We start from the raw sequence: 13368 nt of genomic DNA on the forward strand, positions 1-13368 counted from the left end.
CAGAAGCGATGCAGCTGCCTAGTGAGTGTAACACAAAAAGCTGTGCTGATTTGATTAAGCCTAATCATCAAGGAATTTGCCCGAACGGTTGGCGATTGCTGACATACGATGATTATTACATCGTGGTTCATGCTGATGAGAATGTTGACCCCCTTGTGGAAGGGGTCCGCGCCAGGGCTTTCGGTGGGCACAATTACAGTGGGTATAGCTTGATTGGGGCCGGATACAATTGGGGTTATAAGTTTAGTCGTAAAGATGAATCGACTTATTGGCATTATCCAGAAGAAGGACGTTCTAATGATGTGAATATCGCTTCTTTTGTTGGATACCAAACAAAAAGTTCGACTTCAAATAGTACTCAGGATACATACAAAACGAATGGTTTCTCTGTCCGTTGTGTAATGGTTGAGTAACCACCATTATCAATGTCTAAACAGAAATCACGTTAGTGATTTCCAATCCGTGTGGCCTTTTTAGCGTGCATCAAAGGAGGTCCCGGCCTTCGCCGGGAAGACAACGGGAGAGGAATGCCCAAAGGCGGAGGAAAGTAAGTCGGCGAGCGAACATTAGAGGCCGAAGGCCGAATCCATGTGAGCGAGGCGAGCTTATACTCATAGAGCATAACTCAACTAAGGCAACAAGTTGCCAAGTTTCGTTTACTTTCTGGAGCCGTGGGCTTTTTCGATCCGTGTGGCTCTTTTGTAAAAAGAAATAAATTTTCGCGAAATTGGCAACAAAACGCCCTAAAAAAGCGTGTGTAGTACAGACAGTGGCTCTGTCTCATTACGGAATGTCCCGTGATGAAACGCTTAAAGGCTATAAATGATTAGAGAAAGTGTTGCTCATTTTCATTTTTATAATTATATTATAATTATCCAGAGGAAATCTATATGCAAGTAGAATTCGTCTGGGATGACAAGAAAAATACATCAAATCAAAAGAAACATGGTGTTTCGTTTGAGGAGGCTAAAACCTGTTTCGAAGATGACCATGCAAGAGTTTTCTTTGATGTTGAACATTCTGCGCAAGAAGACAGGTCAATTCTTATCGGATTGTCAAATCAATTGAGGACTTTGGTTGTTGTATTTACAGAACGAAGCGGGATTGTTTCCGAACAGTTGATAAATCGCATCATCAGTGCCCGAAAAGCGACAAGAAAGGAATTTCAATATTATTGGAACGCAAGAAAAGGAGATTGCTTATGAAGAAGGAATATGATTTCTCAAAAATGAAGGCCAAGAAGAATCCTTATGCAAAGCTTCTCAAGAAACAAATAACCATAAGATTGAATTCTGATACAATCGATTATTTCAAAAATATGGCTGCGGAACTCGGTATTCCGTACCAGGTACTGATTGATTCGTATTTGACGGATTGTGCGAATACGAAACGCAAACTGAACATGAGTTGGAAGTAGGGGGCGGAATAGCGAGATTGCCGAAACGGTCTTGTTATTCCCGTTTCGCCCTTCGGGCTTGCCTGCAACTTTGTTGCAGGTCAAGGCTTCCGCTCAGCGTTTCACTTCGTTCACTTAGAGCGTAATCGAACTCACTTCGTGAGTTCTTCATCTCGCTCTATTTGCAATAAAAAACGAAAGGACACCCAAATGGTGTCCTTTTCGTTTTTATCGGAATAGCGAGATTGACGCCTTCGGCGTCCGCGGCATCGGCTCTGTCATGACAGCCCGCGAGCGGTCTGTCGCGACGCTCGCCTCGCACGCTTTCGAACTCACGACTTCGTCGTTCGTTCTCAATCCCTCCAAATCCATATAAGACAAAAAAGACACCCTAGAAGGTGTCTTTTTGTCTTATCGGAATAGCGAGATTCGAACTCACGACCTCTTGCTCCCGAAGCAAGCGCTCTACCAGGCTGAGCTATATTCCGGTTCGGTGGTCCAATAATAGAAAAAAACGGAAAGAATTTAAAGGGGAAAGGCGCAAAAAAATGAAAAAAATCGAATTTTTATTTCTTGGCGGGCTTTCTGGGGGCTTTTGTCGGGGCTGGGCGCGGTTTTCCGAGGATCATGATGCTCGATCCGGCGTTGTCGGGCTCGACTTTGTACAGCTGAATGCGGTTGCTCCATTCAGAACGCACCTTGCGATCGATAATTCGCTTCACGTTGCCGTAGCTAGGATTCCCGCCGCCGTGGATGACCCTGAGAATCTTGAGGCCTGCAATCATCAGGTCATCGATGCGCCGTTCTACAGCTTCTGCGGCCTCGTCCGAGGTCATGCCGTGCAGGTCGATTTCGTCTTCGGGTACGGGCAGTTCCCAGGCGCTGGGGCTACGGCGCATCTTACGCCCGCGCGGGGAGCGCGCGGGGCGTGCGGCGGCTTGCTCTTCGGCTGCCTTCTGCATTTCCTTGTCCTTGTCTTCCATGTGGTGGTTGTTAATCCACTGCAGTTGGAATTCTTCTTCTTCGTTTAGCGCCATGATTCTCTCTTTTTGCGGTAAAAAATAGATTTTTTTGCCGAAATTGCTGTTTTTGAATCCGTTTTTGCCTTCTAATCGTCAATTATTACAATTTTTTGCATTGAATTCAGGTTCTTTTTTCTTATATTGTAATAAAAAGTTGAGATTTTTGTAAAAAATGAGCCGCTTCTGGAAAATAGCTACTCTTCTCCTGTTTTTGTCTCTTGTGGGTTGCAGTAAAACTGAAATTCCCGAAAACAGGGTGTTTTCTATTGACGACTTGGCGAACAAAAAAGTAGGAGTTCTTGTCGGCACAACGGGCGAAATTTATGCCGCCGATTACGGTACCGATTCTACTCGACTCCATGCAGAAAAGTTTGAAACGCTGTCTCAGGCGGTGGACGCCTTGTTGGAAGGTTCCATTGATGCCGTGCTCACGGACGATGCTCCCGCCAAGGTTTTCGCCCGCAAAAATCCCTCGCTTAGAATCCTGAACGAAGTCTTTAAAGAAGAATCGTATGCAGGCGTTGTCGCAAAAGAAAATATGGGCTTGCTGGATTCTGTGAACATCGCTTTGATTCAAATGCGTGCGATGGGCGTTTACGATTCGATTTTTGATGCCTATATCGGCGGACAATCCAAGTATCACGTTAAGACTGATTCGGTGACAGGTCCTGTTCTTAGAGTGGCGACCAATGCCGAATTCCCGCCGTTTGAATTTCGTTGCAAAAAACGCGGAATCGTGGGTATCGATATTGAAATTGCCCGTTATGTGGCCAATTATCTGGGCCGCAATCTCGAAATCATCGATATGGATTTTGACGATATTATTGATTCTGTGAAGGCCGGTAAAGCAGACCTCGGCCTTGCCGCTTTTTCGGTGACCGAAGAACGTGGGCAGATTGTCAATTTCACAGATCACTACGCCACGTCAAAAATCGTGATTATGGTGCGTAGTGGCGAAGAAGAATCGACTTTCCAGCGTATCAAGGATACGCTGCTGGGCGGCTAAACCCTAAAATTTCCGTGGTAATTCCAGCTCCACTGTTCGGGGTGTTCTGAAATCCACCGCTCCGTTTCTTTTGCAATATTTTCGACGAGTTCTTCGGGATTGGTTTTGGGCGGGTAGACGCTTTCAAAACGGATAACGATTTGCCGCTTTGTGTTGGTCCACGTGCGGAACGTGACGACGGAAGCTCCCATCTGGTTCAATTTTTGCGGGAGTCGTAAGTAGAGCGTGCTCGCTTGCCCAAAGAGTTCAACGGTGTTGCCTTTGGTGTTCTTGCCTTGGTCAAAAACCATCGCAAGGATTCCCTTGGTCTTGAACAAATCGCGAATGAGTTTGCCGGTTTCTTCGGGGTGATATTCGGTCAGGTGCGGGTCGCTGCGGAGTTCTTTGAGCACTTCGCGGAAATCCTCGTTGCCCACGGAATCGGTAATCAGGTGCACGTGTTCGCTGTAGCGGCAAAGAGCGCGGTGCAACAGTTCGAATGCGCCCTGGTGAATGCTGATGCCAGCAACAGGCCCGTGCTTTAGGGCTTCGCGAATGATTTCTTCGTTTTCGTAGACAATTCGGCTTTCGACGCTTTTAAAACGGGCGAGTCCGCGGTAAGAATCGAGCGCGTTCCAGAAGATTCCCTTGAACATGTCGCGTGCGCTTACGCTTGTTTTTAAATAGGCTTTCGCGTTTGCAAGGTGTTTTACCGTGCGCCCGTAAGCGCGCTTGGTATGTAGTGCCTTGTAGACGGGGAACGCAACTGCAAAAAGTGCCGAATAGAAAACATCCGGCACCCGAAGCAAACTATGAACAAGAATCTTATATGTCTTACTCTTCGTCAAATTCTAGAATATTTCTTCCGAGTTCTCGTTCGAATACGCGGCGGCTAAGCCCTTCGCCAGCGTAGCTCAGCGTGGGCGACACCTCGTAAAGCTTACCCGGCTTCACTTCGACATGAGCCTTGCGCAACCATTCGCGGTGAAGGCGACCAATCATGGTGCGAGCCGTCTTCGGGCTGTCATTTCCTTCGGCGTTTTTCACGGGCGAGAATTCTTCTTCGCGAACCACACCAAACGGCATCATTGTGCCCAATTGCGGGAATGCATCGAACAAGAACTGTTCGAACTTCCAGCACTTTTCGATACCGCAAACGGTCTTGCGGGCGGTGTGCCACGGGAGCTTGCTCGTCTGCAACTTGCGGAGACCTTCCGTTTTGAACAAGTGAATAGCGATGTTTCCGCCATCGAAAGTAAGGCTTCCGTCGGCATTCGTCATGTCGCGGTAGCTTTCGGGCAAGTCGCTGTATTCGACCACGCCGGGCTTGTTGTTCTGCAAGGCAAAAATGCCCACCTTTTCATTCGGGCCAGCCTTGTGCACCACCTTGGATGCAGACATGCTGCGGCCTTCGCTTGCAAGTGCACCAACGAAAGCCGGATCGCAAATGCGGCAAAGTGCGTTATCGACGCTGTAAAGGAATACATAGCGAACGCCTTTTTCAATCAACCAAGCGAGAGTACCGCTCTGGGCGAGTGCTCTAAAGCACCCGCCATTGCCATCGGGTACCAAGGCCAAACGGTTGTTTTCGTCAACGACGGCCTTCCCGTTCGGGTCAAGAGCGCAAATTGTGCCCTGTTCAAAGAATCGGATGTTTTCGCGGGCGTAACCGAAAAAGTTGTGTTCAGTAAAGAAGTTGACAGTCGCTTCGTGGTTCAGCGGGCTCGTCATAATGCACCACGGAATTGCATGACCCACTTGGGCGGCCAAGTTCTGCAAGCGTTCTGCCTGCAGCTGGAATAAGCTCTTGTGACTCGGAAGGCCGATATCGAACATGCCCTTCGGGCCATCGAAACCGAGGCGAGAACCTTGTCCGCCTGCAACGAGGAATGCGGCCACCTGGCCCTTGCCCAAGAGAATTTCACCGGTTTCTTTCCAGAAGTCGTAACGTAAGTCGTCGGTTGCAATCTTGAACGGCATCGGCTTCAAGTCGCCCGAAACGTTGTCGTCGAGCGATGCGTTCGATTTTTCAGTATAAAGCGCTTTGAGTTCTTCCCAGTCTTGGGTAGAAATGTCGCGTTCTAAATTCTTGCGAGCGTCGCCGCTCAAAGATTCAAGTTTGGCGACCAACTCTTGCTGGCCCGCCGCATTCAAAGTTTCGATGATGTCCATATATTCTACCTAATACCGAAGAAAATCACCATGCTTACGATGAGCGCGAAGATGCTAATCAGGTGCATGCGCCACACGATTTTGGAATTCATGAGCGGCTTGCTCGGGAAACGGCCTTCCCACTTCTTTTGGTAGTGGTGGTGGAGCGGTGCGCAAAGGAAGATTCGCTTGCCTTCGCCGGTGGTTTTCTTGGTGAACTTGAACCAGCTAATCTGGAGCAAAACAGAGCAAGCCTCGGCGATGATGATGATGCACACGATGGGGAGGAAGAGCCCTGCCTGCACCAAGATGAACATAATGCCAATAGCGGCACCAAAGCCCACGGAACCGGCGTCGCCCATGTAGATTTCGGCCGGAGGGCTGTTGAACCACAAGTAGGCGAGGAGCGCTCCAGCAATCGACATGGCGAGCGGGAATAGTTCGTCGCAGCCCGGCAGATAAGGAACGCTCAGGTACTGGCTAAAGATAAAGTTGCCGCTTACGTAAGCCACAAGGCCCACGAAAATCATGCTCGAAAGAATGGGTACAGAAACAAGGCTGTCGAGACCGTCAGTAAAGTTTGTACCGTTGGCCGAGGCGGCAATCACAAAAGTCATGAATCCAACGAAAATCCAGTTGGGCAGGTGAATCTGGAAAACGCTAATGGGGCAGAAGGGGATAGTCAGGTCGCCTTTGAGTTCGGGAATGAACTTATAGCAGAATATGGCAACGACCAGGCTAAACAAGAAATAGAGGAACAAACGAAGACTGCTGGAAATACCGTCGGCCTTGTCCATGTAGTCGGCGGCCTTGAGCTTGCCAAGCTTGATCAGGCGCTTGGCTTTGACTTTCGCGATGTCGTCAATGGCGCCCACCGCAGAAAATGCTGCAAGCACAATCAGGGTCGAAATGGTATAGCCGTTCATCTTGCATACCAGGAGCGACACGATTTCAACCACAACAACAAGAAGAAGACCGCCCATAATCGGGGGAGACTTGGATTTGCCGTCTTTATCGAAGTCAGAGGTCGCATCGAGGCTCTGGAGTTTTCGGATGTAAATCGGCATGAAGGTCATGACGAGAATGATTGAGAGCATGGCAGCTGCACCTGCGCGGAACAGACGGCCATCAAAAAGATCAATACTGGTTAAATGATAAAGCCACTGACAAAGCATGTTGCAATAATAAAAAAATATAGGCGGATTCGCTGTAAAATTTCTAAATTATAGGGCATGAGTGAATTCCATATTGACTGCCCCCATTGCGGTACATCTTTCGACGCCCAGATTCAAGGTGATGGCGCCAACATGATGGTGTTTTGCTGCGCTCGCTGCAAAACACCTTTGATGTATTACCATGGTGAGGTTGCTGAACTGGATCGTGACGAATTTGCAGGGCTGCGCCAAAAGCTGACCCGTGCAATTGACGCCGTTGTCAGCAACGGTGGTGCAATGGGTGCGGTGGCCGAGGCCCTCAAGAAGATGGTGGAAGCCTCCGAGGCTCTGGCCGAAGAACGCTCTGCCGAAAAAGGCGAAAGCCTGCCCAACCCGCGTGAAGGTTCTGCCCCGTCGGAATTCGATGCCGCTGCTGAAAACATTGCCGGAGCGATTGCTTCGAATGAACCGGTCCAACCGGCAGTCATTTCGGACGATGTGCTTGCCGATTTGCAGAAAGACCTCGACGAACTCGATGTCGACAGCTTCTTGGATAAGCTGTAGTTCCTATGCTTGAATTTTTCATTGCTGCGCTTGTGGTGGCGGTTGCTCCCGGCCCCGATAACCTGTTTGTGCTTGCGCAAAGTGCAACTCATGGTGCCAAAGCGGGTTTTTGCGTAATTTGCGGCCTTTGCACGGGTATTGTCATCCAGGTGACCTTGCTGGTGCTTGGTGTTTCGGCTTTAATTGCCGCAAGCCCGAAAGCGTTCTTTGTCATGCAGTGCCTGGGTGCGACTTACCTGCTTTATTTGGCGTACAAGAGTTTCCGGGTGCGTGCCGGAACCGTGAAATTAAATGAAAATGGCGAGCGTTTGCCTCTTCGCAAACTCTACTTGCGCGGCATTATCATGAACATCACGAACCCGAAGGCGGTGTTGTTCGCGCTTTCGTTCATTCCGCCGGCTGTTAAAATGGATAGCCCGTTGAATCCGACCGTTCAAATGGCGATTCTCGGGGCGGAATTTATTCTGGCGACTTTTATTGTGTTCGGCTCGGTAGCGCTTTTGGCGGGTGCCGTCAAGAAGTTTATGCTCAAGAGCCCGAAGGCGAACCGCAACCTCAATTGGTTCAGCGGTGTCGTATTCGTGCTTCTCGCAGTCGCGTTGTTCGCACTATAATTGCTTTTCAATCAGCTTCAGAATTTTTTCGATGGCCACTTCGGGGGCGTCGCTGGTGTCACCGCCGGCGGCTCGGGTGTGGCCGCCTCCGCCGAATTCCTTGGCGATAGCGTTTACGTCTACAAAGTAGTTGCTGCGGAGGCTGATTTTGTACTTCCCGTTTACGGGGTACAAAAGCAAGGCCACTTCGGTGCCGCCGACTTCGCGGATGGTGTCAATGACGGTGGAAAGTTCCACGGGCGTGACACCGAAGCGTTCCATGTCTTCGGGCGTGATGTAGCTGTAAACGACTTTGCCGCCCAAGCCGAGCTTGCATTGTTGCATGGCATAGCCCGTAATGAGCGTCTGCTTGTAGGTGCGGGTGTAGTAAGTCTCGTTCACGATTTTTGCGAAGTCGACGCCAGCTTCAATCAAGTCACCCACCACCTGCATGGTGCGCTTGCCGGTGCAGCTGTACTTGAAGGCGCCGGTGTCGTGTACAATTCCGAGGTACAGGGAACTGGCGGTGTCGCGGCTGATTTTAGCCTTGTCGAGGTTTACGTATAGAACCTCGCTGGCGGAGCTTGCTTCGGGCTCTACCAGGTTCAGGGTGCAAAGATTCAGCGGGTTAGAAATATGGTGGTCGATGTTGATGGTCTTCTTGGCGGCCTTGATACATTCGGCACCGCCTGCGCCTACGCGTTCAAAGCTTGGGGTGTCCATCAGGAATGCCAAGTCGTAAGGCTTGCCGCCATTGCTTTCGGCTGTCCAGGTGGATTGGGCATCGCTTGCCCCACGCAAAATCTTGTAGCTGTCGGGGAAGTTTTCAAGGTACAGATCCACGCTAATGCCCGGATAGTTGTCCTTGATGTAGTTGTAAATGCCCGTGGTAGAACCCACGCAGTCGCCGTCCGGGCGCACATGCCCGAAAATGGCCACAGTCTTCGCTTCGCTTAATAATTCATCGATCTTCATGCTAATGAATATAGCAATGAATAATGTGTAATGTGTGATGGTTTTCTATATTGCGTCGCATGAAACTCCTTTTTACAGATCTTGATGGTACGCTCCTGACCGACGACAAGCAGATTCTCGATGTGGACATGAAGGCTATCGAGGGTATGCTTGAACGCGGGCACAAACTGGTGCTCTGCACCGGGCGTCCGCTCACGAGTGCAAAACAGCTTGCGCAAAAGTACGGCTTCGACAAGCCGGGCTTTTTCCTGGTGAGTTTCAACGGCGGGCTCATTTACGATTACGCCACCGAACAGTCTATTCTAACGCGTTACATCCCGGTAGAATCGGTCAAGTTCATTATGGATGCAGCTCACCGTGCGGGCATGCATGCGCACACCTACTCGGGCGACTTGGTGGTTTCGGAATACGAAACGGAACAGCTCAAAACCTACTGCCGGCTAATGAAGATGGATTACGTGGTCGTCAAGGATATTCGCGACTACTACGGCGAATTCATCAATGTGGTCGTCAAGCCGCCTATCAAGGTGAATATCATTACGCCTTTCGATCACGATAGCCTGCTGGATTTCCGCACCGAAATGCGCAAGACTACGGCGGGCAAACTCTTTGACGTGTTCAGCAAGCCTGAAATGCTCGAATTTTCGCACATGCAGTCTAACAAGGGCGATGCGGTGCTGTTTATGGCCGATTTTTACAAGGTCCCGCTTTCGGACACTATTGCCGTGGGCGACGAAGAAAACGATTGCCCCATGATCGAGGCCGCTGGGGTGGGGGTGGCAATGCTGAATGCCTCTCCGGTTGCCAAAAAAGCTGCCAATTACGTGACTACGGTTGACAATAACCACGGTGGAATTGCTGAAGTTATTGAAAAATTCGTGATTTAGGCATTTTTATCTCAAATATTCCAACTTGGAATATTGGTGGTAATTTTTTTTGAACAAAAAAGTATTCTTTGGAGTATCTTCTATATAAATGTTATAGGGGATGCTCCAATTATATGAAACAATTTCAATTTGATTACCATAGCATAACTTCGCTGAAACGGGACCTTGACAAGATTAGCCTTTGGTGCAAGTCAAGAGTGTTTTCTCATGTGGTATTTCAGATTTATTCCAATTCTATGGATAAGGGGCAAATTGATCTTGTCTGCGACGTTATTTCGCAGAATTTCCCGGATTCCATTTACATGGGCTGCTCTACGGGCGGCAATATTGTAGATGGGCGAATGTCTAATGCCGAAATTTCGGTTATTTGTACGATTTTTGAATATCCAACGACACAGCTGAAGTTGTTGCAGTATACCATTAGTGCAGATAATGTCGTTGATGTGGTTGAGAGCATAAAAGAAGAAATCAAGGCGAATCCATGGGCGAAGGCTGTTGAATTGCAACTGACGACTCTTGGTGTATCCATGACTCCGTTCTGCGATGCGTTCAAAGATGTGGATCCTTCGATTGCAATTTTTGGCGGTGGCGCCATTAATCCGAGTTTGACTAGTACAGAAACCTGCGTGTTTTCGAATGTGGGAGGGTATTCTGGAAAGGGAATGCTTGTTTTGTTGATGGGCGGTGATGACTTTTTTGTCCATACTTCTCACGTGATTGGCTGGAAACCCCTTGGCCGTGAATTTGTCGTGACTAAGGCTGTAGGCCCCGTGCTTTATGAATTGGATGGCATGCCTGCTTATGAAATTTATCATCGCTATTTGAATATTCCGAACGACGAACATTTTATTTATAACACGTTGGAATTCCCGCTGTTCTACAAGCGCAACGGAATCGATATCATGCGTTCGCCTGTGGCCTGTAATGAAGACGGTTCTGTGGTCATGTCGTCGGATATCGAAGAAGGCGTGAAAGTGCGCCTTGCCTATGGTGACCCGTGGACGATTCTTGCGAGTGTCCGGAAAGATGGCCGCGATGTCGGGGTGTTTAGCCCTGAAATTATCAAGGTCTTTTCTTGTGTGGTTCGTCGAATTTTCTGGGGCAAAGAAGAAATTAGCGGTGAAACGCTCCCGCTACAGAGCATTGCGTCTACTTCGGGCTTTTATTCCTCTAGCGAATTCTTGCGTACGGGCTGTTGCGTGAATCAGCATAATGCAACCCTTGTGATAGCGGGAATGCGCGAAGGCAGTGGCGGGGACCGTTACGATTTTGAAATGCCTCAGGAGGCTTTCTCGGGCAAGGTTTCCATGATTAACCGCCTGGCCACCTTTATTGACGTGACGGCTCAGGAACAAGCCGAAACTTATGCGAAACTGCAGTTGACCTCTATTACGGATTCCTTGTCAGAGGTGTTTAACCGAGGTGAAATCCAACGCCGAATTACCAGATGTGTGGAATTAGGGCGGCCTGGTTGCCTGGTGATGCTTGATATCGATAATTTTAAACAAATTAACGATATCTGGGGCCACAAGGAAGGCGATGTTGTCATTCAAGAAATTAGCCATGTCTTGCGAAGGGTTGCCGATGAAACCGGTGTATCCGGGGTTGAAGCCGCCAATTTTGATATGGTTGATTTCCGGGCCATGTGTGCAAAGGAATTTGAACTTCATGGTGGTAATGCCTTGCGGCCTGTACCGGTAATTATGGATGTGAAATCTCCTATTGGCCGTTGGGGAGGCGAAGAATTCATGGTGCTTTTGCAGGATTCCTCGTTAAAAACGGCTATAGATTTTGCTGATAGGGTGCGTGTCGCGTTCAATGATATTACATTTGAAAAAGCTGGACGTCGTTCCGTGAGTGCCGGTGTAACCGAACTTCGGAGGGGCGAAAGCGCTGATACCGCATTAGTTCGCGTCGATAAGGCTCTTTACAGGGCCAAGAAAAATGGCAAGAACTGCGTTGTGGTGTCTGAAGGAGAAAATGATGGATAGCGTTGTCAAGCGAAAAATTGATTCCCTGTATGGGGCGTTCTCTGTTCTTGCAAACGGGGCGTATACTTATGTTACCGATATGAAGACCGATTGGACCCGTTGGTCTAAAGAGGCTGTTCACTATTTTGACTTACCAGATGAATATATGCAGGGGGTTGCCTATACCTGGATGGAAAGAATCCATCCGGATGACCGAGCCGCCTATAAAGAAAACATTGATAAGGTTATGTCCGGCGAGACGAACGAACATAATCTTCAATACCGTGTGCTGACCAAAGATGGCCGCTACATTGTTTGCACATGCCGAGGTGTATTGCTCCGTAACGAAAATGGTACTCCGGACTACTTCGGCGGGATAATCAAGAATAATGACACCCTGAGCTATTTTGACGATGTTTCCAATATGAGAAGCCTTTATGGCTTTTTAGAAGACCTGCAGTCGACGAGTTGGCGTGGCGAAAGCTTGCAGATTATGATTTTGGGCATTAATGATTTTTCTCGCCTGAATGAAATTTACGGCTACACGTTCGGAAACCGCGTGCTCCAAGATTTTTCGAAGATGATTAAGGTCGAAGCTCATGGCATGGGCGATTGGTACCGAATGGATGGAACCAAGTTCGCCATCATCTGTAAGAAGGCTTCTGTCGATGACCTTCAGAATTTGTACAAACGAATTCAGTACAATTCCTTGCACGAATTTAATGTGGACGGATCCCGCGTGGTTCTTTCGTTCGTAGCTGGCGCTGTTAATTTGGACAAATTTGATGTCAGCGTAGAAACGGTTTATTCTTGCTTGCGCTTTGCCTATTACGAATCCAAGAACAATCATTTGGGCGAGTTGTACGTTCTTAAGAACGATGTGAACGATGACAAGCGTTTTGCCATTGAACGAATCAATGTGATCCGCAACAGCATCGTGAACAATTGCGAAGGCTTCTACTTGTGCTACCAGCCGATTGTCGATGCAGACTCCGAAAAGATTATCGGTGCCGAAGCCTTGATCCGCTGGAAAAACGATGAGTACGGCGTTGTCCCGCCTGTACAGTTTGTAGATGTTTTGGAACAAGATAACTTGTTCCCGGAACTGGGTAAATGGATTTTAAGAACCTCTATCAGAGATGCTAAAAAATTCCTAGATGCTTACCCAAACTTTGTAATCAATGTGAACCTTTCGTACACGCAGCTTGAAAAGCCGGACTTTGTCGAAAGTGTGCTTTATATTCTAGATCAAGAAAAGTTCCCGCCACAGAATTTGTGCTTGGAAATAACGGAACGCTGCCGCCTTTTGGACATGACGCTTCTGAAGGATATTTTCACACAGCTTCGTAATCGTGGTATCAAGGTGGCTCTTGACGATTTCGGCACAGGATTTAGCTCCATTGGCGTGTTGCGTGAAATCCCGGTGACCACGGTGAAAATTGACCGTAGCTTTGTCATGAATATCGAACAGGATCCTTCTGACCAGAAGACGGTACGTTTTATTTCGGAACTGGCTGATTCCTTCTCGTCGTCGGTGACGGCTGAAGGTATCGAAACGCCTGAAATGCGTGAATTCTTGCTTCGCTTTAAAATCAAGAGCTTGCAGGGGTTCTATTATTCGAAACCGCTCCCTGTTGACGAGTTTATGGACAAATACGTGAATGTGTAGGA

At 48.5% G+C, this 13368-nt stretch carries 14 protein-coding genes and 1 tRNA gene; 9 read left to right on the forward strand and 6 right to left on the reverse strand.

What is annotated here, in order from left to right:
• The 3 genes from QOL41_RS08830 to QOL41_RS08840 form a co-directional block, all read left to right on the forward strand.
• Nucleotides 1-413: fibrobacter succinogenes major paralogous domain-containing protein (locus QOL41_RS08830; protein WP_283429470.1), on the forward strand; the 413-nt coding region annotated here is incomplete at its 5' end.
• 477 nt (nucleotides 414-890) lie between these two features.
• On the forward strand, nucleotides 891-1205 hold the full coding sequence (locus QOL41_RS08835; protein WP_173654552.1) for a BrnT family toxin: 315 nt from the start codon (nucleotides 891-893) through the stop codon (nucleotides 1203-1205).
• On the forward strand, nucleotides 1202-1417 hold the full coding sequence (locus tag QOL41_RS08840; protein ID WP_173654553.1) for a CopG family antitoxin: 216 nt from the start codon (nucleotides 1202-1204) through the stop codon (nucleotides 1415-1417). The genes QOL41_RS08835 and QOL41_RS08840 overlap by 4 nt, the downstream gene beginning before the upstream one ends.
• A 393-nt stretch (nucleotides 1418-1810) precedes the next feature.
• On the opposite strand, the gene QOL41_RS08845 is transcribed toward QOL41_RS08840, so the two are convergent.
• Together QOL41_RS08845 and QOL41_RS08850 are read right to left on the reverse strand one after the other, a co-directional pair.
• Nucleotides 1811-1884 (reverse strand) — tRNA-Pro (locus QOL41_RS08845).
• Between the two features lie 78 nt (nucleotides 1885-1962).
• Nucleotides 1963-2433: a Smr/MutS family protein gene (locus QOL41_RS08850; protein ID WP_283429471.1), complete on the reverse strand. Its 471-nt coding sequence runs from the start codon at nucleotides 2431-2433 to the stop codon at nucleotides 1963-1965.
• Between the two features lie 259 nt (nucleotides 2434-2692).
• On the opposite strand from QOL41_RS08850, the gene QOL41_RS08855 reads away from it, so the two are divergent.
• Nucleotides 2693-3424: a substrate-binding periplasmic protein gene (locus QOL41_RS08855; protein ID WP_283429472.1), complete on the forward strand. Its 732-nt coding sequence runs from the start codon at nucleotides 2693-2695 to the stop codon at nucleotides 3422-3424.
• Here the strand turns inward: QOL41_RS08855 and QOL41_RS08860 are convergent.
• The 3 genes from QOL41_RS08860 to mraY are packed head-to-tail and all read right to left on the reverse strand — an operon-like array spanning nucleotide 3421 to nucleotide 6729.
• Entirely contained in the window at nucleotides 3421-4251 is an 831-nt protein-coding gene (locus QOL41_RS08860) for an LpxL/LpxP family acyltransferase (protein ID WP_283429473.1), read from the reverse strand. The genes QOL41_RS08855 and QOL41_RS08860 overlap by 4 nt on opposite strands.
• Entirely contained in the window at nucleotides 4238-5575 is a 1338-nt protein-coding gene (locus tag QOL41_RS08865; protein WP_283429474.1) for a UTP--glucose-1-phosphate uridylyltransferase, read from the reverse strand. The genes QOL41_RS08860 and QOL41_RS08865 overlap by 14 nt, the downstream gene beginning before the upstream one ends.
• 5 nt (nucleotides 5576-5580) lie before the next feature.
• Nucleotides 5581-6729, reverse strand: coding sequence for a phospho-N-acetylmuramoyl-pentapeptide-transferase (gene mraY, locus QOL41_RS08870; RefSeq protein ID WP_173654558.1), 1149 nt, complete (start codon nucleotides 6727-6729; stop codon nucleotides 5581-5583).
• A gap of 57 nt (nucleotides 6730-6786) precedes the next feature.
• Here mraY and QOL41_RS08875 point away from each other — a divergent pair, with 57 nt between their 5' ends.
• A complete protein-coding gene (locus QOL41_RS08875) occupies nucleotides 6787-7272 on the forward strand; it encodes a zinc ribbon domain-containing protein (RefSeq protein WP_173654559.1) in 486 nt (161 codons plus the stop codon).
• Nucleotides 7273-7277: 5 nt separating this feature from the next.
• Nucleotides 7278-7886 (forward strand): LysE family translocator, encoded by a 609-nt coding sequence (locus QOL41_RS08880; RefSeq protein ID WP_283429475.1) that lies wholly within the window; start codon nucleotides 7278-7280, stop codon nucleotides 7884-7886.
• Here the strand turns inward: QOL41_RS08880 and QOL41_RS08885 are convergent.
• Complete coding sequence (locus QOL41_RS08885) at nucleotides 7881-8840, reverse strand: DHH family phosphoesterase (RefSeq protein ID WP_283429476.1); 960 nt, start codon at nucleotides 8838-8840, stop codon at nucleotides 7881-7883. The genes QOL41_RS08880 and QOL41_RS08885 overlap by 6 nt on opposite strands.
• 59 nt (nucleotides 8841-8899) lie before the next feature.
• On the opposite strand from QOL41_RS08885, the gene QOL41_RS08890 reads away from it, so the two are divergent.
• From QOL41_RS08890 to QOL41_RS08900, 3 genes are all read left to right on the forward strand, one after another.
• Complete coding sequence (locus QOL41_RS08890) at nucleotides 8900-9727, forward strand: HAD family hydrolase (protein WP_283429477.1); 828 nt, start codon at nucleotides 8900-8902, stop codon at nucleotides 9725-9727.
• A gap of 236 nt (nucleotides 9728-9963) precedes the next feature.
• Nucleotides 9964-11718 carry a sensor domain-containing diguanylate cyclase gene (locus tag QOL41_RS08895; RefSeq protein ID WP_283429478.1) on the forward strand — a complete coding sequence of 585 codons (1755 nt, stop codon included), beginning with the start codon at nucleotides 9964-9966 and terminating at the stop codon, nucleotides 11716-11718.
• Nucleotides 11708-13366 (forward strand): bifunctional diguanylate cyclase/phosphodiesterase, encoded by a 1659-nt coding sequence (locus QOL41_RS08900; RefSeq protein ID WP_283429479.1) that lies wholly within the window; start codon nucleotides 11708-11710, stop codon nucleotides 13364-13366. Before QOL41_RS08895 ends, QOL41_RS08900 begins: the two co-directional genes overlap by 11 nt.
• The last annotated feature ends 2 nt before the right edge of the window (nucleotides 13367-13368 follow it).

The organism is Fibrobacter sp. UWB10 (assembly GCF_900182935.1).
Taxonomy (GTDB): Bacteria; Fibrobacterota; Fibrobacteria; order Fibrobacterales; family Fibrobacteraceae; genus Fibrobacter; species Fibrobacter succinogenes_O.

What these genes read in the sequence shown, in the direction of transcription:
- QOL41_RS08835 (WP_173654552.1), top strand. Translation starts at nt 891, where the DNA reads ATGCAAGTAGAATTCGTCTGGGATGACAAGAAAAATACATCAAATCAA.
- QOL41_RS08840 (WP_173654553.1), top strand. Translation starts at nt 1,202, where the DNA reads ATGAAGAAGGAATATGATTTCTCAAAAATGAAGGCCAAGAAGAATCCT.
- QOL41_RS08850 (WP_283429471.1), bottom strand. Translation starts at nt 2,433, where the DNA reads ATGGCGCTAAACGAAGAAGAAGAATTCCAACTGCAGTGGATTAACAAC.
- QOL41_RS08865 (WP_283429474.1), bottom strand. Translation starts at nt 5,575, where the DNA reads ATGGACATCATCGAAACTTTGAATGCGGCGGGCCAGCAAGAGTTGGTC.
- mraY (WP_173654558.1), bottom strand. Translation starts at nt 6,729, where the DNA reads ATGCTTTGTCAGTGGCTTTATCATTTAACCAGTATTGATCTTTTTGAT.
- QOL41_RS08875 (WP_173654559.1), top strand. Translation starts at nt 6,787, where the DNA reads ATGAGTGAATTCCATATTGACTGCCCCCATTGCGGTACATCTTTCGAC.
- QOL41_RS08880 (WP_283429475.1), top strand. Translation starts at nt 7,278, where the DNA reads ATGCTTGAATTTTTCATTGCTGCGCTTGTGGTGGCGGTTGCTCCCGGC.
- QOL41_RS08885 (WP_283429476.1), bottom strand. Translation starts at nt 8,840, where the DNA reads ATGAAGATCGATGAATTATTAAGCGAAGCGAAGACTGTGGCCATTTTC.
- QOL41_RS08890 (WP_283429477.1), top strand. Translation starts at nt 8,900, where the DNA reads ATGAAACTCCTTTTTACAGATCTTGATGGTACGCTCCTGACCGACGAC.
- QOL41_RS08895 (WP_283429478.1), top strand. Translation starts at nt 9,964, where the DNA reads ATGGATAAGGGGCAAATTGATCTTGTCTGCGACGTTATTTCGCAGAAT.
- QOL41_RS08900 (WP_283429479.1), top strand. Translation starts at nt 11,708, where the DNA reads ATGATGGATAGCGTTGTCAAGCGAAAAATTGATTCCCTGTATGGGGCG.